The 22,608-nt window shown below is 64.3% G+C and carries 19 protein-coding genes; 7 read left to right on the top strand and 12 right to left on the bottom strand.

From position 1 onward, the window contains the following. Positions 1-11: 11 nt before the first annotated feature. The 3 genes from AC3D25_RS08590 to mltG form a co-directional block, all read right to left on the bottom strand. Entirely contained in the window at positions 12-1,067 is a 1,056-nt protein-coding gene (locus AC3D25_RS08590; RefSeq protein WP_488887992.1) for a DNA polymerase III subunit delta', read from the bottom strand. 69 nt (positions 1,068-1,136) lie between these two features. Then, positions 1,137-1,757: a dTMP kinase gene (tmk, locus tag AC3D25_RS08595; protein ID WP_488889645.1), complete on the bottom strand. Its 621-nt coding sequence runs from the start codon at positions 1,755-1,757 to the stop codon at positions 1,137-1,139. Continuing rightward, a complete protein-coding gene (gene mltG / locus AC3D25_RS08600; protein WP_488887993.1) occupies positions 1,757-2,767 on the bottom strand; it encodes an endolytic transglycosylase MltG in 1,011 nt (336 codons plus the stop codon). Before mltG ends, tmk begins: the two co-directional genes overlap by 1 nt. 78 nt (positions 2,768-2,845) lie before the next feature. Between mltG and ygfZ the strand changes: the two genes are divergently transcribed. Next, positions 2,846-3,838, top strand: a complete 993-nt coding sequence (gene ygfZ, locus AC3D25_RS08605; protein ID WP_488887994.1) for a CAF17-like 4Fe-4S cluster assembly/insertion protein YgfZ — start codon at positions 2,846-2,848, stop codon at positions 3,836-3,838. Between the two features lie 6 nt (positions 3,839-3,844). Continuing rightward, complete coding sequence (locus AC3D25_RS08610; RefSeq protein WP_488887995.1) at positions 3,845-4,660, top strand: NRDE family protein; 816 nt, start codon at positions 3,845-3,847, stop codon at positions 4,658-4,660. 1 nt (position 4,661) lies between these two features. On the opposite strand, the gene AC3D25_RS08615 is transcribed toward AC3D25_RS08610, so the two are convergent. The 8 genes from AC3D25_RS08615 to AC3D25_RS08650 form a co-directional block, all read right to left on the bottom strand. Further along, positions 4,662-5,615 carry an alpha/beta hydrolase gene (locus tag AC3D25_RS08615; protein WP_488887996.1) on the bottom strand — a complete coding sequence of 318 codons (954 nt, stop codon included), beginning with the start codon at positions 5,613-5,615 and terminating at the stop codon, positions 4,662-4,664. A gap of 12 nt (positions 5,616-5,627) precedes the next feature. Further along, positions 5,628-6,509: an SDR family oxidoreductase gene (locus tag AC3D25_RS08620; protein ID WP_488887997.1), complete on the bottom strand. Its 882-nt coding sequence runs from the start codon at positions 6,507-6,509 to the stop codon at positions 5,628-5,630. Positions 6,510-6,523: 14 nt separating this feature from the next. After that, positions 6,524-7,531, bottom strand: coding sequence for an NADP-dependent oxidoreductase (locus AC3D25_RS08625; protein WP_488887998.1), 1,008 nt, complete (start codon positions 7,529-7,531; stop codon positions 6,524-6,526). Positions 7,532-7,547: 16 nt separating this feature from the next. Continuing rightward, positions 7,548-8,039 carry a PaaI family thioesterase gene (locus tag AC3D25_RS08630; RefSeq protein ID WP_488887999.1) on the bottom strand — a complete coding sequence of 164 codons (492 nt, stop codon included), beginning with the start codon at positions 8,037-8,039 and terminating at the stop codon, positions 7,548-7,550. 4 nt (positions 8,040-8,043) lie between these two features. Further along, on the bottom strand, positions 8,044-8,346 hold the full coding sequence (locus AC3D25_RS08635) for a Dabb family protein (protein WP_488888000.1): 303 nt from the start codon (positions 8,344-8,346) through the stop codon (positions 8,044-8,046). A 75-nt stretch (positions 8,347-8,421) separates the two neighbouring features. Further along, on the bottom strand, positions 8,422-9,600 hold the full coding sequence (locus AC3D25_RS08640; protein ID WP_488888001.1) for an acetyl-CoA C-acyltransferase: 1,179 nt from the start codon (positions 9,598-9,600) through the stop codon (positions 8,422-8,424). Between the two features lie 764 nt (positions 9,601-10,364). Then, the gene (locus AC3D25_RS08645; protein WP_488888002.1) at positions 10,365-12,449 is read right to left on the bottom strand and encodes a 3-hydroxyacyl-CoA dehydrogenase NAD-binding domain-containing protein; all 2,085 of its coding nucleotides are present in this window, start codon (positions 12,447-12,449) and stop codon (positions 10,365-10,367) included. A 169-nt stretch (positions 12,450-12,618) separates the two neighbouring features. Further along, entirely contained in the window at positions 12,619-14,277 is a 1,659-nt protein-coding gene (locus AC3D25_RS08650) for a 3-(methylthio)propionyl-CoA ligase (protein ID WP_488888003.1), read from the bottom strand. Positions 14,278-14,417: 140 nt separating this feature from the next. On the opposite strand from AC3D25_RS08650, the gene AC3D25_RS08655 reads away from it, so the two are divergent. From AC3D25_RS08655 to AC3D25_RS08675, 5 genes are all read left to right on the top strand, one after another. Then, positions 14,418-15,986 carry a protein adenylyltransferase SelO gene (locus tag AC3D25_RS08655; RefSeq protein ID WP_488888004.1) on the top strand — a complete coding sequence of 523 codons (1,569 nt, stop codon included), beginning with the start codon at positions 14,418-14,420 and terminating at the stop codon, positions 15,984-15,986. A 53-nt stretch (positions 15,987-16,039) separates the two neighbouring features. Next, positions 16,040-16,462 (top strand): peptide-methionine (R)-S-oxide reductase MsrB, encoded by a 423-nt coding sequence (msrB, locus tag AC3D25_RS08660; protein ID WP_488888005.1) that lies wholly within the window; start codon positions 16,040-16,042, stop codon positions 16,460-16,462. A gap of 147 nt (positions 16,463-16,609) precedes the next feature. After that, positions 16,610-17,146, top strand: a complete 537-nt coding sequence (locus AC3D25_RS08665; protein WP_488888006.1) for a septation protein A — start codon at positions 16,610-16,612, stop codon at positions 17,144-17,146. Then, entirely contained in the window at positions 17,143-17,460 is a 318-nt protein-coding gene (locus tag AC3D25_RS08670) for a BolA family protein (RefSeq protein WP_488888007.1), read from the top strand. Before AC3D25_RS08665 ends, AC3D25_RS08670 begins: the two co-directional genes overlap by 4 nt. A gap of 100 nt (positions 17,461-17,560) precedes the next feature. Next, positions 17,561-18,343: a peptidylprolyl isomerase gene (locus AC3D25_RS08675; RefSeq protein WP_488888008.1), complete on the top strand. Its 783-nt coding sequence runs from the start codon at positions 17,561-17,563 to the stop codon at positions 18,341-18,343. A gap of 99 nt (positions 18,344-18,442) precedes the next feature. Here AC3D25_RS08675 and purL read toward each other — a convergent pair whose 3' ends face one another. Then, the gene (gene purL / locus AC3D25_RS08680) at positions 18,443-22,480 is read right to left on the bottom strand and encodes a phosphoribosylformylglycinamidine synthase (RefSeq protein WP_488888009.1); all 4,038 of its coding nucleotides are present in this window, start codon (positions 22,478-22,480) and stop codon (positions 18,443-18,445) included. Positions 22,481-22,608: the final 128 nt, after the last annotated feature.

Here is a 22,608-nt window from a genome sequence, read left to right on the forward strand (position 1 = left end):
GGCGTGCAAAATCAGTGGGCGTTGTGGGTTCGGAACGTGTCCCGCTGGAACACGTCCCGATACCCGAGGAAAAGTTCTTCGAAGACAAGCCGCGCGTTCAGCGGATGGTTTTCCACGGCGCGCTGGCGCGTGACGGTCTTCATGTAACGGGCGAAAGCGGCAGGATCGACTTCCGACGCGCAGCGCGCGAGCGCCTTCTTCGCGCCGGGAAAATAGCGCGGACGCGACGCCTCGCGCTCCGCGAGCACGTCGTACAGCCAGCGCTGAAGCCAGCCGAGCACGAGCGGCACCGGCAGCTTCTGCAGATTCTCGCCGAGCGCGAACGCATCGCAACCTGGCCCCGCCGACAGTTGCCCGAGCGTGAAGTCGCGCAGCGCGCGATGTTCGCTGGTGGCGAGCGCGAGCGCCGTGAGCGGCGCGCCGCCGGCTTCGGCGAGCAACGCGGCGGCATCGTCGATGCCTTGCGCCGTAAGCCACGCGGTCGCGGCCGGCGCGGGCGGGAGGGTCATCGGCCATTGGCGGCAGCGGCTGATGATGGTCGGCAGCAACCGGTCGATGCGCGCCGACACCATCAGGAACACGACGCCCGAGGGCGGTTCTTCGAGCGTCTTGAGCAGTGCGTTCGCGGCGGCGATATTGAGCGCTTCGGCCGGATACAGCACCACGACCCGCAAACCGCCGCGATGCGAACCGACGCCGCAGAAATCGAGCAGCGCGCGCACCTGCTCGATCTTGATTTCCTTGCTGGGCGCGCGTGTTTTCTTGCCTTCGTCGGCGTCGGCTTTCTCTTTTTCGTCCGATGCACCCGCCGCTTCGCCCGCGAGCGCCTCGGGCAGGACGGAGCGGAAATCGGGATGGTTGCCCTGGCTAAACCAGAGACACGCCGGGCATTTGCCGCACGGCTCGCCATTCGGCAGCGCCGCTTCACACAACAGACCTTGCGCCAGATGCTGGGCGAACTTGAGCTTGCCGATCCCGGCCTCGCCGTGCAGCAGCAGCGCATGCGGCCAGTTGGCGCGCAGCTGCTGAAGACGCGTCCAATCGTCGGTTTGCCAGGGGTAGATCATTCGATTAATCAATAGGTTGAGACGACATGCTCATGTGAATTCTTCTAAATTACGAAAAATTCTTGAAATTCAAAGTGTTGCGATCACTTCTTCGAGTACTTTCCGGATATCTTCAATGGATCGCGTCGCATCCACGATCACGAATCGCTCGGGCGATTCCTCCGCGCGTCGCAGATATTCGTCGCGCGTTCGGGTGAAAAACGCGTCCGATTCGCTCTCGAACTTGTCCGGCGCGCGCACCGCGCCGCGCCGTTCGCTGGCGGTCGCGGTCGGAACGTCGAACAGCACCGTCAAATCCGGCTGGAATCCGCCCTGTACCCAGCGCTCCAGCGCTTCGAGCTTGTCGCGCGGCAGGCCGCGGCCGCCGCCCTGATAGGCGAACGTGGCATCGGAGAAACGGTCGGACAGCACCCAGTCACCACGCGCGAGCGCCGGCTCGATCACCTGCGCGAGATGCTCGCGGCGCGCCGCGAACATCAGCAGCGCCTCGGTTTCGAGGTCCATCGGCTGGTTCAGCAACATGTCGCGCAAGCTTTCGCCGAGCGCCGTGCCGCCGGGTTCGCGCGTCATCACGACCGCGTGGCCGCTCGCGGCGAGACGCGCTTCGAGCCGCTCGCGAAACCACGCGAGATGCGTCGTCTTGCCCGCGCCGTCGATGCCCTCGAAGGTGAGAAATTTGCCGCGCGCCATCATTGTCCCCGGATGTACTTGTCGACGGCCTTGTTATGGTCGCCGAGATTGTCTGAAAAGATGCTCGTGCCGTCGCCGCGTGAAACGAAGTAAAGCGCCGTGCTCGGCGCCGGATTCAGCGCGGCGGCGAGCGCGGCGACGCCGGGCAAGGCGATGGGCGTCGGCGGCAAGCCCATGCGCGTATAGGTATTGTACGGAGTGTCCGTTTGCAGATCCTTTTTCTTCAGACGGCCGCCGTATGCGGACCCCAGCCCGTAGATCACGGTCGGATCGGTCTGCAGCGGCATGCCGATCCGCAGCCGGTTCGCGAACACGGCGGCGACCAGCGGCCGGTCGGACGGGCGGCCGGTCTCCTTCTCGACGATCGACGCCATCACGAGCGCCTCGTAAGGCGTCTTGTACGGCAAGTTCTGCGCGCGGCCGTTCCACGCCTCGGCGAGCCGCGCCTGCATCAGCCGGTATGCGCGCTTGTAGACGGCGAGATCGCTCGTGCCCTTGTCGAACAGATAGGTGTCGGGGAAAAAGAGCCCTTCCGCCGACGCTTTGTCCACTTCCGGCGCGCCGATCGCCTTCAGCAAGTCCGTATCGCTCATGCCCGCGGTGTCGTGGGAGAGCGCCGGGCTGGCGTCGAGTTCGCCGCGCATTTTCTGGAACGTCCAGCCTTCGATCACGGTGACGACATACTCGTTCACGTCGCCGCGCGCGATTTTCTGCAGCACGTCATAAGGCGTGATGCCGGTCTTGAACTCGTAGTTGCCCGATTTCAATTGCGACGAGAGCCCGAGCGCGCGCGTCATCAGCACGAAAAGCTCGGGCTGGACCGGCACGCCGCCGCGCGCAAGCTGGCTGCTGACACTGCGCAGGCTGCTGTGAGGCTTGATGGTGACGTCGAGTTGAGGCGTGGCGAGTTGCAGCGGGCTCGTGGCCCAATAATAGACGCCGACGGACGACGCTATCGCGATCACAACGGCCACCGCCATCGCGACCAGACATTTCTTCAAAAGGGACATGCGAAACACGCGAGAGATAGACCCCATATAATACTTGTTCGTCCCCGCCAAAGTCAGGATTGACTTCAAGCCGACTCCATGAACGCACCTTCCGCCTCAACTGTTTCCCCCGATTCAACCTTCGCCGCCGTCGAATCCGGCGGCGTGTTCATGCCGCTTACGCAATTCGGCGTGATCGACGTGACCGGCGACGCCGCCGCGAGCTTCCTCCACAGCCAGTTGACCAACGACGTGCAGCATCTCGATGCGTCCAGCGCGCGTCTCGCCGGTTACTGCTCGCCGAAAGGCCGTTTGCTCGCGTCGTTTTTGATGTGGCGGACTGCATCGGCTGTGCGCCTTTTGATCGCGCAGGACGTGCAGGCCGCCGTGCAAAAGCGCCTTTCGATGTTCGTGCTGCGCGCGAAGGCGAAACTCGTCGATGCGACGCCGGAACTCGCGGCCGTCGGCTTCGCGGGCGACGTGCGCGCGGCGTTGTCGGGCATTTTCGACGCGCTGCCGGATGCCGTTCACGTGAACGTCGATGGCCCGAATGGCTCGCTGATCCGCGTGCCGGACGCGGCGCATCGCCCGCGCTTCTTGTGGGTCGGCCCGAAAGCGGCGATCGACGCGCGGCTTGCCGAACTCGACGCCACGCTCACGCGCGCGACGCCCGCGCTCTGGGACTGGCTCGACATTCAGGCGGGCGAGCCGCGCATTACGCACGCGGTATCGGAGCAATTCGTGCCGCAAATGGTCAATTTCGACGTGCTCGGCGGCGTCAATTTCAAGAAAGGCTGCTATCCGGGCCAGGAAATCGTCGCGCGCAGCCAGTATCGCGGCACGATCAAACGGCGCACCACGCTCGCGCACGTGGACGCGGCAGCGCCCGGCAACGAGCTGTTCCACGCCGACGACCCCGGCCAGCCTTGCGGTCTCGTCATCAACGCGGCGCCGGCGCCGGGCGGCGGCGTCGATTGTCTGGTCGAGATCAAGCTGGCCGCGCTCGATAACGGCTCGGTGCATGTCGGATCGGCCGACGGCCCGGCGCTCACGTTCCGACCGCTGCCGTACGCGTTTCCAGCGGACGCCTGACCGTCCATGTGCCTGATCGTATTCGACTGGCAGCCCGGCGACTGGCAGCCCGGCGCGCCCGCGATCCTGACGCTGGCCGCGAATCGCGATGAGTTTTTTCGTCGCGATACCGAGCCGCTCGCCTGGTGGACCGATGCGCCGGACGTGCTCGCCGGACGCGACCTGACGGGCGGCGGCACCTGGCTCGGCCTCACGCGCGACGGCCGTTTCGCCGCGCTGACCAACTACCGCGCGCCCGCCGAAGTAAAGCCGGACGCGCCCACGCGCGGCACGCTCGTCAGCGATTTTCTGACCGGCCCGCGCGTCGCGCCGCTCGATTACCTGCGCGACGTCGCCGTGCGCGGGCATCGGTATAACGGTTTCAATCTGCTTGCCGGCGACCTTTCGCGCGGCGAACTCGGCTGGTACGGCAATCGCGCCGATGCGCCGCCCGCGCTGCTCGAAGCGGGCATTCACGGACTATCGAATAGCTTGCTGAATACGCCCTGGCCCAAGCTCGTCGCGCAACGTGACGCGTTGCGCGATCTGCTTCACGCGGACGAATCGCCGTCGCTCGACCAGTTGATCGACACTTTGCGCGATCCGCGCACCGCCGACGACCACGCGCTGCCGTCCACGGGCATTTCGATCGAGCGCGAGCGCGTGCTGTCGGCGGCGTTCATCGAAACCGCCGATTACGGCACGCGCAGCACGACCGCGTTGCGCGTGCGGCGGGCGAATGGCGGACTGGACATCGAGATCGAGGAACGCAGCGACGACGACGGTTCGCATCGCATCGCGCGGCCCGGCTCTTACCTCCGGGCGTTTGAATTCCGGACATAAATCACGCTTCGAACGCTTTCCTCAAAGCAGCGACCGCGTCCGCGTGCGCATCCAGTGTTTCCGGCACGAAGCCGCCCATTTTGAAAAACTCGTGGATCATGCCTTCGTAGCGCACGAGCGTGACCGGCACGCCCGCTTTTTCCAGCTTCGCGGCGTAGGCGACGTCTTCGTCGAAGAGCGGATCGTGATCGGCGGCGGCGATCCACGCGGGCGCCACGCCCGAGAAATCCGGCGCGTTGCGGCCGTCGAGCGGCGCGAAACGCCAGTCGTCGCGATCGTCGTCGCCTCTCAGATACTGCGCGAAAAACCACTGGATAGTTTTTGCCGTGAGCAAATGACCTTCCGCGAAACGCGCGTGCGACGCGCTTTGCTGGCGCGCGCTCGTCCCCGGATAAATCAACAATTGCAGCTTCAACGCGATGCCCGCATCGCGCGCAAGCACGGCGCAGACGGTGGCGAGCGTGCCGCCCGCGCTGTCGCCGCCGATCGCGAGCCGCGCCGGATCGACGCCGAGCGACGCCGCCTCGCGATGCAGCCAGTCAAGCGCGTCGAAGGCGTCGTCGAGGGCGGTGGGAAATTTGTGTTCGGGCGCGAGCCGGTAATCGACCGATACCACCACGCAACCCGCATCGCGCGCCAACACGCGACACAGCGCGTCGTGCGTCTCGACGCTGCCGACCGTAAAGCCGCCGCCATGCAGATACAGCAACGCGGCGGCGGGTTGCGCCCAGTTTGGCTCGATGGGGTAATACACACGAACGGGGATCGCCGCGCCGTCGCGCGCGGGAATCTCGATGTCCTGCACGTCGAATATCGGCGCGGGCGCGAGGTCGAGAATCGGGGCGCTCTGAGCGTAGGCGGCGCGAGCGGCCGATGCGTCGAGCGTGTGATACGGCGGGCGATTGGCGCGCGCGATCATGTCTAGGATCTGCGCGATCTTGGGATTGAGCGGCATCGGCTAACGGGTTTAGCCCGGCGGCTTCACTTCGGGCTTGACCTCGGGCTTCAACGAAAGCGGATCGGTCGGATTGCGCAACGCGGCGATATCGTCGAGACGAAGCTGCACCGAAGCCATGATGTTCGGATGCGAGAGCACGTAAAAACGCCGCGCGCGGATGGCGTCGAACGTGATGTCGGCGACGTCCTCCGCGTTCAGCTTGCCGCCGTCCACCGCCTTGGTCAGTTGCCGCATGGCTACGGTTTGCGATGCGGTCGGCGGCACGTCGTTGCGCAGCGCGCCGGGCCGCGAGCGCTCGGCCCGCGCGATGCCGGTCGGCACGAACGCCGGACACAGCAGCGAGCAATCGACCGCCCCGCCCGCGATCCGCAAGTCGTGATAGAGCGTCTCGGTCATGCCGACCACGGCGTGTTTCGACGCGTTGTAGACGCCCATCGCGGGCGCGGACAAGAGCCCGGCGACCGAAGCCGTGTTCACGATGTGCGCCGGCTCGTTCTGGCGAAGCATGATCGGCGTGAAGGCGCGCAGTCCGTTCGCGACGCCCATCACGTTCACGCCGAACACCCATTGCCAGTCGTTCGCGCTGTTCTCCCAGACGAAACCGCCCGTGCCGACGCCCGCGTTGTTGAAGAGCAGATGCACGCCGCCGAACGCGTCGAGCGTCGCCGTCGCGAGCGCGTCGACTTGCGCCGCATCGGACACGTCGGTCGGCACGCCGATCGCCTCGACGCCGAGCGCGCGCGCGAGTTCGACAGTTTCAGCGAGCGCGTCGGCATCGACGTCGGCGAGCGCGAGTTTCATACGAAGCGACGCCGCTTTCAGCGCAAACGCACGGCCGAAACCGCTGCCGCCGCCGGTGATCACCGCTACCTTGCCGTCGAACTGGTCCACGTGATCGACCTCTCTCAGATCAGCCTGACGAGTTGCTTGCCGAAGTTTTTGCCCTTCAGCAAACCGAAGAACGCTTCCGGCGCGCGTTCCAGCCCGTCCGCGATGCTCTCGCGATACTGCAGCTTTTTCTGCGCGACCAGCCCGCCGAGTTCCTTCAGCGCTTCCGGCCACACTTCCATGTGCTCGCTCACGATAAACCCCTGCACTGTCAGGCGCTGCGTGAGGATGAGCGACGGGCGCTTGAGCGGCATCGGCTCGCCGTTATAGCCCGCGATCATCCCGCAGATCGCAATGCGCCCGAACGCGTTCATGCGCGAGAGCACGGCGTCGAGCACTTCGCCGCCGACGTTTTCGAAGTAGCCGTCGACGCCGTCGGGCGTCGCCGCTTTCAGGTCGTCGTAGAGCTTGCCCGCTTTGTAATCGACGCAGGCGTCGAAGCCGAGCGTGTCCACCACGTAGCGGCATTTGTCCGCACCGCCCGCGATCCCCACGACCCGGCAGCCGGCCGCTTTCGCCAGTTGCCCGACCACGCCGCCGACCGCGCCGCTCGCCGCGCTCACCACCACGGTCTCGCCCGCTTTCGGCTCGATGATGCGTTTCAGCCCGTACCAGCCCGTCACGCCCGTCATGCCGACCGGCCCGAGATACGCCGAGAGCGGAATGTGCGTGTCGTCGACTTTCTGCATGCCGGTGCCGTCGGAGGTGCCGAATTCCTGCCAGCCGAACATCCCGACCACCTTGTCGCCCACGGCGAATTTCGCGTTTTTCGATTCGACCACTTCGCCCACCGTTCCGCCGATCATCACTTCGTCGAGCGGCTGCGGTTTCGCGTAGGACTTCGCGTCGCTCATGCGGCCGCGCATGTACGGATCGAGCGAAAGGTAGTGATTGCGCACGCGGACCTGACCTTCGGCGAGCGGCGCGAGCGGCGTTTCGATCAGCTTGAAATTCTCCGCCGACGGCTCGGCTTCTGGACGCGAAACGAGCAGGATCTGGCGGTTCAATTGCGGACTACTGGACATTCGGATGCTCCTTGGGTCAGGCGTCGCTCGGACCGGGCGTCGCCTTGGGATCGGAGCGCAGGCGCTGGCGCGCGATATCGCGGCCGACTGCCAGCCTGCGCATGTATTTGAACGTGCCGAGCGCCTTCGCGACGAAATGGCCTTCGCTGTCGCGGATCTCGCCCTCGCAATACGCCATGGTGGTCGAGCGGTGCAACACGCGGGCGAAGGCGCGCAATTCGCCGCGGCCCGGCTGCATGAAGTTCACCTTCATCTCCACCGTGACGACGCCGATGCCGTCGCCCGCGACACTGCGCGCGGCCATCGCGAGCGCGACGTCCGCGAGCGTCATCGTGACGCCGCCGTGCGCGATGCCCCACGTGTTCATGTGCATGCCGGAAAGCGGCAGCAGCACTTCGCTCGCGCCGTCTTCGGCGAGGATCAATTGCGCGCCGAGCATCTCGACGAACGGACTTTCGAGCGCGGGCGGCTCGACGGTCTTGGGGTTCTTGGAGTCGGTCGAATCCATCGCGTCACACTTCGTAGTCGATGCACTGGCGCGACTCGCGCACCGAGGCCACGAAGTCCTTGAGCGCGACGTGCTTCGGGTGAACCTGATAGGCGTCGAGGGCGGCTTTATCGTCGAAATCGGAGACGAGCACGACATCGTAAGTCGCTTCCAGCCCCGGCTGCGCCACGCCGACCTCGAAATGCCCCTGACCGCGCACGATACTGCGGCAGGTTTCGAGCGCGGCCTTGAGCTTCGTGGCGTTCTCGGCGCGGTCGGCGCCCTCGGCGTGATCCTTCAGTTTCCACATGACGATGTGTCGTAGCACGGTGTGTCCTCGTTCTGACCGATGATGAATGCGTGTCGCAATATTCTAGTCGCGTTTCACGAGGCACACGCCGCGTCACACCACCTCGAAGAGTCCCGCCGCGCCCTGCCCGCCGCCGATACACATCGTCACCACGACGAACTTCGCGCCGCGCCGCTTGCCTTCGATCAGCGCGTGTCCCGTCAGCCGCGCGCCCGACACGCCGTACGGATGACCGACCGCGATCGCGCCGCCGTTCACGTTGAGCCGCTCGTTCGGAATGCCCAGCGTGTCGCGGCAATAGAGCACCTGCACGGCGAACGCCTCGTTGAGTTCCCACAAGTCGATATCGCCGACCGACAGCCCGGCTTTCTTCAAGAGCTTGGGCACGGCGAACACCGGGCCGATACCCATCTCGTCCGGCTCGCAGCCGGCGACAGCGAAGCCGCGGAAGATGCCGAGCGGCTGCAGACCTTCCTTTTCCGCGAGCGTCGCGTTCATCACGACGCACGCCGACGCACCGTCGGAGAACTGGCTCGCGTTGCCCGCCGTGATGACGCCGCCGGGCATGGCCGTGCGGATCTTCGATACGCCTTCGAGCGTCGTATCGGCGCGGATGCCTTCGTCGGCGGCGAGCGTCACTTCCTTCGTGAAAAGCTGGCCCGAGGTTTTATCGGCGATGCCCGCAAGCACGGTGATCGGCACGATTTCATCGTTGAAGCGCCCGGCCGTTTGAGCTGCCGCCGCGCGCTGTTGCGACTGCACGCCGTATTCGTCCTGCCGATCCTTCGAGATTTCGTAGCGTTTCGCCACGTTCTCGGCGGTTTGCAGCATCGACCAGTAAATGGCCGGCTTGTGTTCCTTGAGCCAGCCATCCGCGAGCATGTGCTGGTTCATTTCGTTCTGCACGCAGGAAATCGACTCGACGCCGCCTGCCACGTACACATCGCCTTCGCCCGCGATGATCCGCTGCGCCGCGAGCGCGATGGTTTGCAGGCCTGACGAGCAAAAGCGGTTCACGGTCATGCCGGGCACGCTCACGGGCAGTCCGCCGCGCAACGCGATTTGGCGCGCGATGTTGGCGCCCGTTGCGCCTTCGGGGTTCGCGCAGCCCATGATGACGTCCTCGATGCGCGCTGGATCGATTCCCGCGCGGGCTACGGCGGCTTGCGTCACGTGGCCGCCGAGGGTCGCGCCGTGGGTCATGTTCAGCGCGCCGCGCCAGGATTTGGCGAGCGCCGTGCGGGCCGTTGATACGATTACTGCATCGGTCATGGGTTTTCTTCTCCTGCTTTGAATGTTTGGTTGCTGGCGCCCGATGGTTTTGTTTGTCTGTGCTCGCTTGGTTTGCTGGCGCCCAATTGGTTTTGTTTGCCTGTGCTCGCTTGGTTTGCTGGCGCCCAATTGGTTTTGTTTGCCTGTGCTTTCTGGGAACTTGCTTTCGTGTAGGTCTATTAGCTCTGCCCCTGTCCGGGGCGGGACTCACTTTCTTTGCTGCTGCAAAGAAAGTAAGCAAAGAAAGCAGCTTATCCGTCTAAGTGTCCACCACTCATAACGACACGGATAGGCTCGCAAGCTGACTCGGTCTTCGCGCATTTTTTCGGATTGGCACAGCACCTGCCACTTCCATCCCCGCTGCGCGAGGACGACGGGCACATCTAAAAACCGTCGGTTTGGTTTGGTTTGGTTTGGTTTGGTCTGGTTTGTTCGGTTATGCCGTTCCGGCAGGCACTTCGTGCCTGCGGGGATGAATGAGCGGCTCCACTCTGTTGTGTGGAGCGCTGACCGAATCAGCTTGCGCACCACTCCCGGTTACGGTTCGTGATGGACACTTAGACGGTCACGCTGCTTTCTTTGGTTACTTTCTTTGCAGCAGCAAAGAAAGTGACTGCTGCCGCGCACAGCGGCGTGCTAATAGACCTACACGAAAGCAAGTTCAAAAGAAGCGGCCGAACATCAGACGGTGTAACCCACCCACCCACCCCACGGCGCCAAATCTCGTACATCAAAATCAAACGGCGTACCCAACCCAAGCCCCGCTACCCCGTAAAACCGCGCCCCTCGGCTGCAAGCCGCACCAACCGCGCCGCCGGCCGCCAGGCCTCCCCGTTGGGCTGCGCTGCATACCGCCGCATCGCCCGCTCGACATTAAACAGTCCGACGCTATCGGCATAAAGCATCGGTCCACCGCGATACAGCGGAAACCCATAGCCCGTCAGATAAACCATGTCGATATCCGAAGCCTTCGACGCAATGCCTTCGTCGAGAATCTTCGCCCCCTCGTTCACGAGCGCAAACACGAGCCGCTCGACGATCTCCTCATCGGCAATCTTGCGCCGCGTCACACCAGCTTCAACCGAATAAGCAACGATCATCGCGTCCACCTCTTTCGAAGGCTGCGCCACGCGCTCGCCCGGCTTGTAGTCGTACCAGCCCGCGCCAGTCTTCTGGCCGAACCGCCCGGTCTCGCACAACCGATCCGCGATCTTCGAATAGTGCAGGTCCGGCTGTTCCCGATAACGCCGCTTGCGGATCGCCCAGCCAATATCGTTACCCGCCAGATCGCTCATGCGGAACGGGCCCATCGCGAAACCGAACTTCTCCACCGCTCGATCGACCTGCGCGGGCAGCGCGCCCTCTTCCAGCATGAAAAGCGCTTGCCGGATGTACTGCTCGATCATCCGGTTGCCGATAAAACCATCGCAGACGCCCGACACCACCGCCGTCTTGCGAATTTTTTTCGCAAGCTGCATGACGGTAGCCAGCACGTCCTTCGCGGTCTTTTCGCCGCGCACGACTTCAAGCAGTTTCATCACGTTGGCCGGGCTGAAGAAGTGCATGCCGACCACGTCTTCCGGACGCTTCGTGAACGACGCGATTCTGTTCACATCGAGCGTGGACGTGTTCGACGCGAGGATCGCGCCGGGCTTCGCCACGGCATCGAGCTTGCCGAATACCTGCTCCTTCACGCCGAGTTCCTCGAACACGGCTTCGACGATCAGATCGGCATCGCGCAGGTCTTCATAATCGAGCGTCGGCGTGACGAGCGCCATGCGCGCTTCGAGTTTTTCCGCCGTGAGCTTGCCCTTCTTCACTTGCGCTTCGTAGTTTTTTCGGATCGTCGCGATGCCGCGATCGAGCGCGTCCTGCTTCGTTTCCAGCAGCGTGACCGGCAAGCCCGCGTTAAGAAAATTCATCGCGATGCCGCCGCCCATCGTGCCCGCGCCGATCACGCCGATGCGTTCGATCTTGCGCACCGGCGTATCCGCCGGCACATCGGGAATCTTGCTCGCCGCGCGCTCGCCGAAGAACGCGTGACGCAGCGCGCGGCTTTCCGGCGTCTGTACGAGCGACAGAAAACATTCGCGCTCGAACGCAAGTCCGCGCTCGAAACCTTGCGCGACGCCCGCTTCCACGGCGTCGATGCACTTATGCGGCGCGGGGAAATTCTTGGCAATGGCCGCGACGCTGTTGCGCGCGAACTGGATGAATCCTTCCGCATTCGGATGCTCGATCTTGCGCTCGCGCACCTTCGGATACGGCGCGCCTTTCGCCGCCGCTTCTTTCGCGAACGTGATGGCTTCATCGAGCAAATCGCCTTCGGCCAGCTTGTCGAACAAACCGCTTTGCGCGAGCTTTTCCGACAAAACCGGCGTGCCCGACACGATCATGTTGAGCGCCGTCTCGAGCCCGACCGCGCGCGGCAGACGCTGCGTGCCGCCCGCGCCGGGCAGCAGGCCGAGTTTCACTTCGGGCAGCGCGATCTGCGCGCCCGCCGATGCCAGCCGGTAATGCGCGCCGAGCGCCAACTCAAGCCCGCCGCCCATCGCGACGCTATGAATCGCCGCGACGACGGGCTTCGCGCTCCCTTCGACCGCCGCGATCACGCTGTGCAGCGTCGGCTCCTGAGTGGCTTTCGGCGTGTTGAATTCGGTGATATCCGCGCCGCCCGAGAACGCTTTTCCCGCGCCGGTGATGACGATGCCCGCGACGTTCGCATCGGCCTGCGCGCGATCCAGCCCTTCGACGATCCCGAGCCGGGTGGAATGCCCGAGCCCATTGACCGGCGGGTTGTTCAGCGTGATGACGGCGATGCCGTCGCGGACTGTGTAATCCACTGCCATTTCGTCTGCCTCCATTCGATGCCGCGTGCTTCGCGCGAAGCGTGCGAAGGTCTCGCGGGGTGCCTCGGCGTATTTTGAGTTACCGCGCCAGAATACACATAAACGAACGATCGTTCAATTTAGTGATGGCATTTTGGAGGGAGGGATTACCCGGGCAACAAGCGGAATCTCAAACCGTCTTTTCGACCGCGCCCGGCAGCACGTAATCGCGATACATCTCGCGCAGCTTGAGTTTTTGCAGCTTGCCGGTGGCGGTATGCGGCAGTTCGTCGGCGAACACGATGTCGTCGGGAATCCACCATTTCGCGACCTTGCCTTCGTAGAACGCGCGCAGTTCGTCGCGCGTGACGGTCGCGCCCGGCCGCAACACGGCCACCAGCAGCGGCCGCTCGGTCCACTTCGGATGCGAACACGCGATGCACGCCGCCTCCGCCACTTGCGGATGCGACACCGCCACGTTTTCAAGGTCGATGGAACTGATCCATTCGCCGCCCGACTTGATCACGTCCTTGCTGCGGTCGGTGATGTGCATGAAGCCGTCGGGGTCGATGGTCGCGACGTCGCCGGTCGGAAACCAGCCGTTCACGAGCGGCGACTCATCCTTACGGAAATACCGGTCGATCACCCACGGCCCGCGCACGTGCAGGTCGCCGAACGCGCGGCCGTCCCACGGCAATTCGGCGCCGTCTTCGCCCACCACCTTCATGTCCACGCCGAACATCACATGGCCCTGCTTTTCGCGCAAATGGCGTTGTTCGTCGGGTGAGCGCTGCTTTTGCTTCCAGGTAAGTTTCGCCAGCGTGCCGAGCGGCGACATCTCCGTCATGCCCCACGCGTGTATGACCTCGACGCCGTAGTCGTCCTCGAAGGTACGCAGCATCGCGGGCGGACACGCCGATCCGCCGATCACCGTGCGCTGCAGGCTCGAAAAGCGCAGGCCGCTTTCCTTCATGTAGCAAAGCAGCGCGAGCCACACCGTCGGCACGCCCGCCGAATACGTGACGCCTTCGGCTTCCATCAGTTCGTAGATCGATTTGCCGTCGAGATCCTTGCCGGGAAATACCAGCTTCGCGCCGACGAGCGGCGCGGCGTGCGGAATACCCCACGCGTTCACATGGAACATTGGCACGACGGGCAGCACGGCGTCGCTGGCGGAAAGCGCCATGGCGTCGGGCAGCGCCGCGCCGAACGCGTGCAGGACGGTCGAGCGGTGCGTGTAGAGCGCGCCTTTAGGATTGCCGGTCGTGCCCGACGTGTAGCAGAGAAACGAGGCCGACCGTTCGTCGAATTCGGGCCACGCGAAGTCGCCGTCGTAGTCGCCGATCAGGCTCTCGTAGCTCGCGACGGGCGTCGCCATGTCGCCGAGATGCGTGCCGATGCACGCAGCGTCGCCGAGCGCGATCCAGCCTTTCACGTTCGGACACTGCGGCGCGAGGATATCGACGAGCGCGCCGAACGTCATGTCGAAAAAGACGTAGCGGTCGTCGGCGTGATTGACGATGAACGCGATCTGGTCGGGGAAAAGACGCGGGTTGATCGTGTGGCAGACCGCGCCCATGCCGCTCGTGCCGTAATAGCACTCCAGATGCCGGTAACCGTTCCAGGCGAGCGTACCGATGCGCTCGCCACGTTCGACACCGAGCGCGGAGAGCGCCTGCGCGAGTTGCTTCGCGCGCTGTTCGCACGCGCGATACGTATAACGGTGAATGTCCCCTTCGATCCGGCGCGACACGATTTCAGCATCGCCGAAGTGGCGGGCCGCGTGCGCGAGGAGCGAGGAAGCGAGTAGCGGTACATCCATCATCTGGCCGAAAAGCGGCGACGTCATGGGCAAGAATCCTCGCGCGGGTGGATTGCTTCTCGTGGCAACTTGGCGTGTGTCCGTTCGCGCGGCGGCCCTGCGGGTTCACGCTCCTGCAGGTCCGCGGGCGCGGATTTACAATATCGGTTAATCAAGAGGCGCTCAATATGTCGTTTTCCCCAAGCAGCAACGGCCTGCCGACCGCATCGCCGATGGACGAACTCGCCGCCGCCATCGGCTTCGAGCACGCTGACGGATTCGCCGCGCTCGGCTCGGATTTCCTCACGCGGCTGCCCGCAGCGCCGCTTCCCGAGCCTTATGTCCTGGGCGTCACGCCCGATCTCGCGAGCGAACTCGGCGTGACGGACGAAGTCGCGCAAGACCCCGCGTTTGCCAGCTACTTCGCGGGCAATCCGACCCGCGAATGGCCCGCCGAGCGCATGCCCTATGCCGCCGTTTATTCGGGCCATCAGTTCGGCGTATGGGCCGGACAACTGGGCGATGGCCGCGCGATCAGCATCGGCGAGATTGCGCGTGGCGCATCGGGCGAACGCCTCGAACTGCAGCTCAAAGGCGCGGGCCGCACGCCCTATTCGCGCATGGGCGATGGCCGCGCGGTGCTGCGTTCGTCGATCCGCGAATTCCTCTGTTCCGAGGCGATGCATCATCTCGGCATTCCGACGACGCGCGCGCTGTGCGTGATCGGCTCGGACTTGCCGGTGCGGCGCGAAACCATCGAAACGGCGGCGGTCGTCACGCGCGCCGCGCCGAGTTTCGTGCGCTTCGGGCACTTCGAACATTTCTATAGCAACGATCGCGTGGACGATCTGAGAAAGCTCGCCGATCACGTGATCGACCGCTTCTATCCGGCGTGCCGCGAAGCCGACGATCCGTATCTCGCGCTGCTCGCCGAAACCACGCAGCGCACGGCCGTGCTGATGGCGCAATGGCAGTCGGTCGGCTTCTGCCACGGCGTGATGAATACCGACAACATGTCGGTGCTCGGTCTGACGATCGACTACGGCCCGTTCGGTTTTATCGACGGTTTCAACGCCGGGCATATCTGCAACCACTCCGATACGCAGGGCCGCTACGCGTACAACAAGCAGCCGCAGGCGGCGTACTGGAACCTCTTTTGCCTGGCGCAAGCGCTCGTGCCGGTTCTCGGCCCGCAATACGACGAAAGCGTCCGCGGCGACAAAGTGATCGACGACGCCCAGCAGGTGCTCGAAGGCTTCAAAACGCACTTTTCGCCCGCGCTCGAAGCGGCGATGCGCGCGAAACTCGGCTTCGAACAGGCGCGCAAAGGCGACGAGAAGCACGCCAACGCGCTCTTCGAAATCATGCACGCGAACCGCGCCGACTTCACGCTGACGTTCCGCAATCTGGCCAACATGAAGCGCGCGGATGCATCGAACGATGCGAGCGTGCGCGATCTATTCCTCGATCGCGCCGCGTTCGACACCTGGGCGAACGCCTATCGCGCGCGGCTGTCAGAAGAAACGCGGGGCGACGAAGCGCGCGCCGAGGCGATGAACCGGGTCAATCCGAAATATGTTCTGCGCAATCATCTGGCGGAAGAAGCAATCCGGCTCGCGAAGGAAAAGGATTTTTCGGCCGTCGAGCGGCTTGCCGACGTGCTGCGCCGCCCGTTCGACGAACAACCCGGATTCGAAGCCTACGCGGGCCTGCCGCCCGATTGGGCGAGCGATCTCGAAGTCAGTTGTTCTTCGTGAAATCGACCCAAACTATCTAGACCAACCGGAACTCACCGATCCCGAGGATGGACATGAACCGAGACGACACCCCGAACACCCCCGCCGCGCCGCTGCAAAAAGACGACGAAACCTATCGCCGCGAATTGTCTGACATTCAGTATCAGGTCACGCGCCGCGCCGCGACCGAGCGCCCGTTCACCGGCGAATACTGGGATCACACCGAACGCGGCGTGTACGACTGCGTCTGCTGCGGCACGCCGCTCTTCGAATCCGCCACCAAATTCGACGCCGGTTGCGGCTGGCCCAGCTACTTCAAGCCGATCAATGGCGAAGTCGTCGCGGAGAAAACAGACCGCACGCACGGCATGCTGCGCATCGAGGTGCAGTGCAAGAACTGCGGCGCGCATCTGGGACACGTTTTCGAGGACGGCCCCGCGCCGACCGGCCTGCGCTATTGCATCAACTCGGCTGCGCTACAATTCGAGCCGAAGTGACAAACTGACTCGATCTGACGCCCGCCGGTTTTCGCGGCGGCCCGCACGCGCCGTTCACGCGGTTTCGCCGCCGCTCGTGAACGGCGCGCGCGCATCAGGACTTACCCGGCTCGATCCGGGCCAAACCACGCCCTCCTCCGAACGCCAATGAAATTTCTGTTCGATCTGTTTCCGATCATCCTTTTTTTCGTCGCATTCAAGGTCTGGGGTATCTACACCGCGACCGCTGTCGCGATCGTCGCTACGCTGCTGCAAATCGCGTGGGTCGCCTTCCGGCACCGCAAGGTCGATCCGATGCTGTGGGTGAGTCTCGGCGTGGTGGTCGTGTTCGGCGGCGCGACGCTCGTGCTGCACAACGACACGTTCATCAAGTGGAAACCGACCGCGCTCTACTGGCTTTTCGCCATCGCGCTGATCGTTTCGCAGGTCGGCTTCAACAAGAACCTGATCGAGGCGATGATGGGCAAGCAGATCGTGCTGCCGCATCGCGTGTGGGGACAGTTGAACGTCGCGTGGGCCGTGTTCTTCGCGATCCTCGGCGTGGTGAACCTCTTCGTCGCGTATAACTTCACGACCGACCAGTGGGTGAACTTCAAGCTCTTTGGCGCGACCGGCTGCCTCGTCGTGTTTATCGTCGCGCAGAGCCTGTGGCTCGCGAAATACATGAAGGAGGACGAGCAATGACCGACGCGTCGAAGGACTTCATGGGCGCATCCGCCGAGGCGCGCATCGCGCATCTGGAAGCACGGCTGACCGCGGCGTTCGCACCGCAATCCGTGCATATCGACGACGACAGCGCGAGCCACGCGGGGCACGCCGGCGCGGCCGGCGGCAGTCACTATACGGTCACCGTGGTCGCGGCTCAATTCGCCGGGAAGCCCCGCGTGGCGCGGCACCGCATGGTGTATGATGCGCTGGCCGAGGAGCTGCGGCGCGGCGTTCACGCGCTCGCAATCAAGGCTTACACACCCGAAGAATTCGCAGAACAGTTCGAGTGAGTAGCCGCCACCGAACGCTTACGCGCGTCGACCGCGCACTCTTTTATTTCGCCTCTTGATTCCCCTCATCAGGCCTTCGTTGCCTCGTTAGGAACTATCGATGACTTTGAAAAAGACCCGCATCTGCGTGTTGCTGGCCGCGTTTGCGGCAGCGCCGGTTTTCGCGCAAAACATCGCTGTGGTGAACGGCACGCCGATTCCGAAATCGCGCGTCGATGCCATGATCAGCCAGCTCGAACAGCAAGGCCAAAAGGATTCGCCGCAAATGCAGGCAGCCGTGCGCGAAGAACTGATCAACCGTGAAATTCTGATGCAGGAAGCCAACCGCCGCGGTATCGGCATGCGCCCGGACGTGAAGGCGCAGATCGCCGTCGCGCAACAGACGGTCGTGCTGCGCGCGCTGATCGAGGATTTTGTGAAGACGCACACGCCGACCGACGCCGAAATCAAGGCGCGATACGACGATCTCGTGAAGCAGGCAGGCGGCGGCAAGGAATATCACCTGCACCACATTCTGGTCGCCGATGAAGCGCAGGCGAAGGATTTGATCGCGAAGATCAAGGCCGGCGCGAGCTTTGAAGATCTGGCGAAGCAGTATTCGAAGGACCCGGGATCGGGCAAGAACGGCGGCGATCTCGACTGGTCGAGCCCGCAAGCCTACGTGCCGGAATTCGGCGCGGCCGCCGAGAAACTGCATAAGGGCGAAATGACGTCTGAGCCGGTCAAGACGCAATTCGGCTGGCACATCATCCGTCTCGACGATACGCGCGAAGTCGCACCGCCGCCGCTCGAACAGGTGAAGCCGCAGATCGCCCAGCAGATCCAGCAGGAAAAGCTGCAGGCGTATGAAGAGAATCTGCGCAAGCAGGCGAAGATTCAGTAAGCGCTGCGCCTCGTCGCTCGCTTCGCAGATGTAAAAATGCCGCCCCTTTCGGGGCGGCATTTTTTTTACTAGCGATGAGCCGGCGCGCGGCTCACGCCATCAACCCACCCAGCGCCGCGCGTTCTGGAACACGCGCAGCCACGGGCTTGCGTCGGTAGTCCAGTCCTCCGGCGTCCAGCTCATCTGCACGTTGCGATGCACGCGCTCCGTGTGCGGCATCAGCACGGTGAAACGGCCGTCGGTGGTCGTGACCGACGTAATGCCGTCCGGCGAGCCGTTCGGATTGAACGGATAGCGCTCGGTCGCCTGACCGCTGTGATCGACGAAACGCATCGCCACTTGCGCCTTCGCGGCGTCGCCTTGTTGCGAGAAATCGGCAAAACCTTCGCCGTGCGCGACCGCGACCGGAATGCGCGAGCCTTCCATGCCGGCGAAGAAAATCGACGGCGAGCTTTGGACTTCCACCAGCGAGAAGCGCGCCTCGAACTGTTCCGATTTGTTGCGCGTGAACTTGGGCCACGCTTCGGCGCCCGGAATGATCGACGCGAGGCTGCTCATCATCTGGCAGCCGTTGCAGATGCCGAGCGCGAAGGTGTCGGCGCGGCCAAAGAACGCGGCGAACATATCGGCGAGGCGCGGATTGAAGCGGATCGTCTTCGCCCAGCCTTCGCCCGCGCCCAGCACGTCGCCGTAGGAGAATCCGCCGCACGCCACCGCGCCCGCGAAGTCGGCGAGCGTCACGCGGCCGTCGAGCAGATCGCTCATGTGTACGTCGTGCGTATCGAAACCCGAGCGGTCGAACGCGTACGCCGTTTCCAGATGCGAGTTGACGCCCTGCTCACGCAAAATGGCGACTCGCGGACGCGCGCCCTTACCGATAAACGGCGCGGCGATGTCCTGCGCGGGATCGAAGGTCAGAACCGGCGACATGCCCGGATCGTTCGCGTCGAGCAGCGCGTCGTATTCCGCGTCCGCGCACGCCGGGTTGTCGCGCAGACGCGCGATCCGCCAGCTCACCTCGCTCCACGCACGGTGAAGGTCGACCCGAGGCGCGTCAAAAATCTTCTTTGCGTCGCGATAAATTTCGATCGTATCGCGCGTGTTCGGCTTGCCGATCACATGCGAGCACGCCGACAACCCATGCTCCCGCAAGGCGCCCAGCACGGCGTCGCGCTCGGACGCGCGCACCTGCACGACCGCGCCGAGTTCTTCCGAGAACAGCGCGCGCACGGTCATGTCGTCGCGGCGGCCGCTCGTCTGTTTGGCCCAGTCTTTCGCGTCGCCGTAGTCCGATTCGTGGTTCGGATCGAGCGTGAGCATGTCCACGTTCAGCGACACGCCGACGTGACCCGCAAACGCCATTTCGCAGACCGTCGCCCACAGGCCGCCGTCCGAGCGGTCGTGGTAGGCGAGCAGCTTGCCGTCGGCGTTGAGCGCCTGAATGGCCGTGAAGAAGCGCTTGAGGTCCTGCGCGTCGTCCACGTCGGGCACGCTGTCGCCCACTTGCTGCGTGACCTGCGCGAGAATGCTGCCGCCCAGGCGGTTGCGGCCGCGCCCGAGGTCGATCGCGATCAACACCGTGTCCACCGATGCGTTCAACTGCGGCGTCAACTGGCGGCGCACGTCCTCGACCGGGGCGAACGCCGAAATGATGAGCGACACCGGCGACACGACTTCCTTCGCCGCGCCCGTCGCGTCCTGCCATTTCGTGCGCATCGACAGCGAATCCTTGCCGACCGGAATGCTGATGCCGAGCGCCGGGCACAGTTCCATGCCGATCGCCTTGACCGTGTCGTAGAGCGCGGCGTCTTCGCCCGCGCTGCCGCACGCGGCCATCCAGTTTGCCGAGAGCTTGAGCTTGCTGAGCGATTCGATCGGCGCGGCGGCGATGTTCGTCACCGCTTCGCCGACCGCCATGCGGCCGGACGCGGGCGCGTCGATCACGGCGAGCGGCGTGCGCTCGGCCATCGTCATGGCTTCGCCGCGGAAACCGGCGTAGTCCATCGTGGTGATCGCGCAATCGGCGACGGGCACCTGCCACGGGCCGACCATCTGGTCGCGCGCCGTCGTGCCGCCGACCGAACGGTCGCCGATGGTGATGAGGAACGACTTGCTCGCGACCGTCGGGTGCTTGAGCACGTCCACGGCGATGTCCGAGAGCACGAGCCCCGTTACATCGACCGGTTCGAACGCGAGATGCTCGCGCTTCACATCGCGATGCATTTTCGGCGGCTTGCCGAGCAGCACGTCCATCGGCATGTCGACCGGTTCCTGGCCGTCGTTTTCATCGTCGACGAGTTCGAGCTGACGCGCATCGGTCGCCACACCGACCACCGCGACCGGACAGCGTTCGCGCTCGCAGAGCGCCTCGAACGCGGGCAAATCGCCCGGCGCGATGGCCAGAACGTAACGTTCCTGCGCCTCGTTCGACCAGATTTCGCGCGGCGACAGGCCGGTTTCTTCAAGCTGAACCTTGCGCAACTCAAAGCGCGCACCCTTGCTCGCGCCATCGACCAACTCCGGGAACGCGTTCGAAATACCGCCCGCGCCGACGTCGTGGATCGAGAGAATCGGGTTCTTCGCGCCGAGTTGCCAGCACGCGTTGATCACTTCCTGCGCGCGTCGCTGGATTTCCGGATTGCCGCGCTGCACCGAGTCGAAATCGAGTTCGGCGGTGTTCGCGCCGGTCGCCATCGAACTGGCCGCGCCGCCGCCCATGCCGATCCGCATGCCCGGACCGCCGATCTGGATCAAAAGCGACCCTGCCGGCAAATCCAGCTTATGCGTGTGCTGGTCCGAAATATTGCCGATCCCGCCCGCGATCATGATCGGCTTGTGATAGCCGCGCACGCGCCCGGCCACGTTCTGTTCATACGTACGGAAATAGCCGCCGAGATTCGGCCGGCCGAATTCGTTATTGAACGCCGCGCCGCCAATCGGCCCGTCGATCATGATCTGCAGCGGCGAAGCGATACGGTCCGGACGGCCGTACGCGTCCTGCGCGTCCGACGGATTGCGCTGCGGCACGGGCACGGCGGCGTCGCGGGCGTTTTCCCAGGTTCGGCGCGCATCGGGCAAATCGAGATTCGACACGGTGAAGCCCGACAAGCCTGCCTTCGGACGCGCGCCGCGGCCGGTCGCGCCTTCGTCGCGGATTTCGCCGCCCGAACCGGTCGCGGCACCCGCGAACGGCGAGATGGCGGTCGGGTGATTGTGCGTTTCGACCTTCATCAGCGTGTGCGTCAGCTCGACGTTCCGCCCGTATTGTTCGCTCGCACCACGCGGGAACCAGCGCTCGGCCACGCCGCCCGCCATGATCGCGGAATTGTCCGAATACGCGACGATCGTGCCTTCGTGATTCAGCTTTTCCGTGTTGCGGATCATGTTGAAGAGCGAGATGTCTTGCGGCTCGCCGTCGATGGTCCATTCGCCGTTGAAAATCTTGTGGCGGCAGTGCTCGCTGTTCGCCTGCGCGAACATCATCAGTTCGACGTCGGTCGGATTGCGTTCGAGTGTTTTGAACGCGTCCACCAGATAGTCGATTTCGTCGTCCGCGAGCGCGAGGCCCAGTTCCAGATTGGCGGCTTCCAGCGCCGAGCGGCCGAGCGCGAGGATATCGACTGTTTGCAGCGGCTTCGCCGGCAGTTCGTCGAACAGATGCAGCGCGTGATCGCGCGACGGCGCGACGCTTTCGGTCATGCGGTCGTGCAGCGCGGCGGCGACGGCCTCGCGCGCTTGCCCGCTCAACGTCTTTTTACCGCCGAGCAGCCCGCTTTTCATGACGACCGTGTACTCGACGCCCCGCTCGATCCGGCGCACTTGCGTGAGCCCGCAATGATGCGCGATGTCGGTGGCCTTACTCGCCCACGGCGACACCGTGCCGAAGCGCGGCACGACGAGGAACGTTTCGGTCGCGCCGCGCTCGGATGGCGCCTCGAACGGCGCGCCGTAGTGCATCAGCGCGTGGATGCGGTCGGTGTCTTCGGCGGTAAGCGGATCCTGCGAATTCACGAAGTGCAGAAACTGCCCCCGCACGCCGACGATGTTCGAGTCGATGCGCGCGAGCGTGTCCAGCAAACGGGTTTGACGGAAATCGGAGAGGGCCGAAGCGCCGGGGAAACACGAGAAGTGGGCCATTGTGACGGTGCGTCGATGACGTCGATGAGCCGCTTGCAGCGAAGCGGCGTGAGGCGAAGGGAAGACCCGGATTATAACCCGGAAGTGTCTCGATATTGCCCTGCACCACGCGCGGCGCCGCGCCGTAC

Source organism: Caballeronia sp. SL1002 (assembly GCF_057814995.1).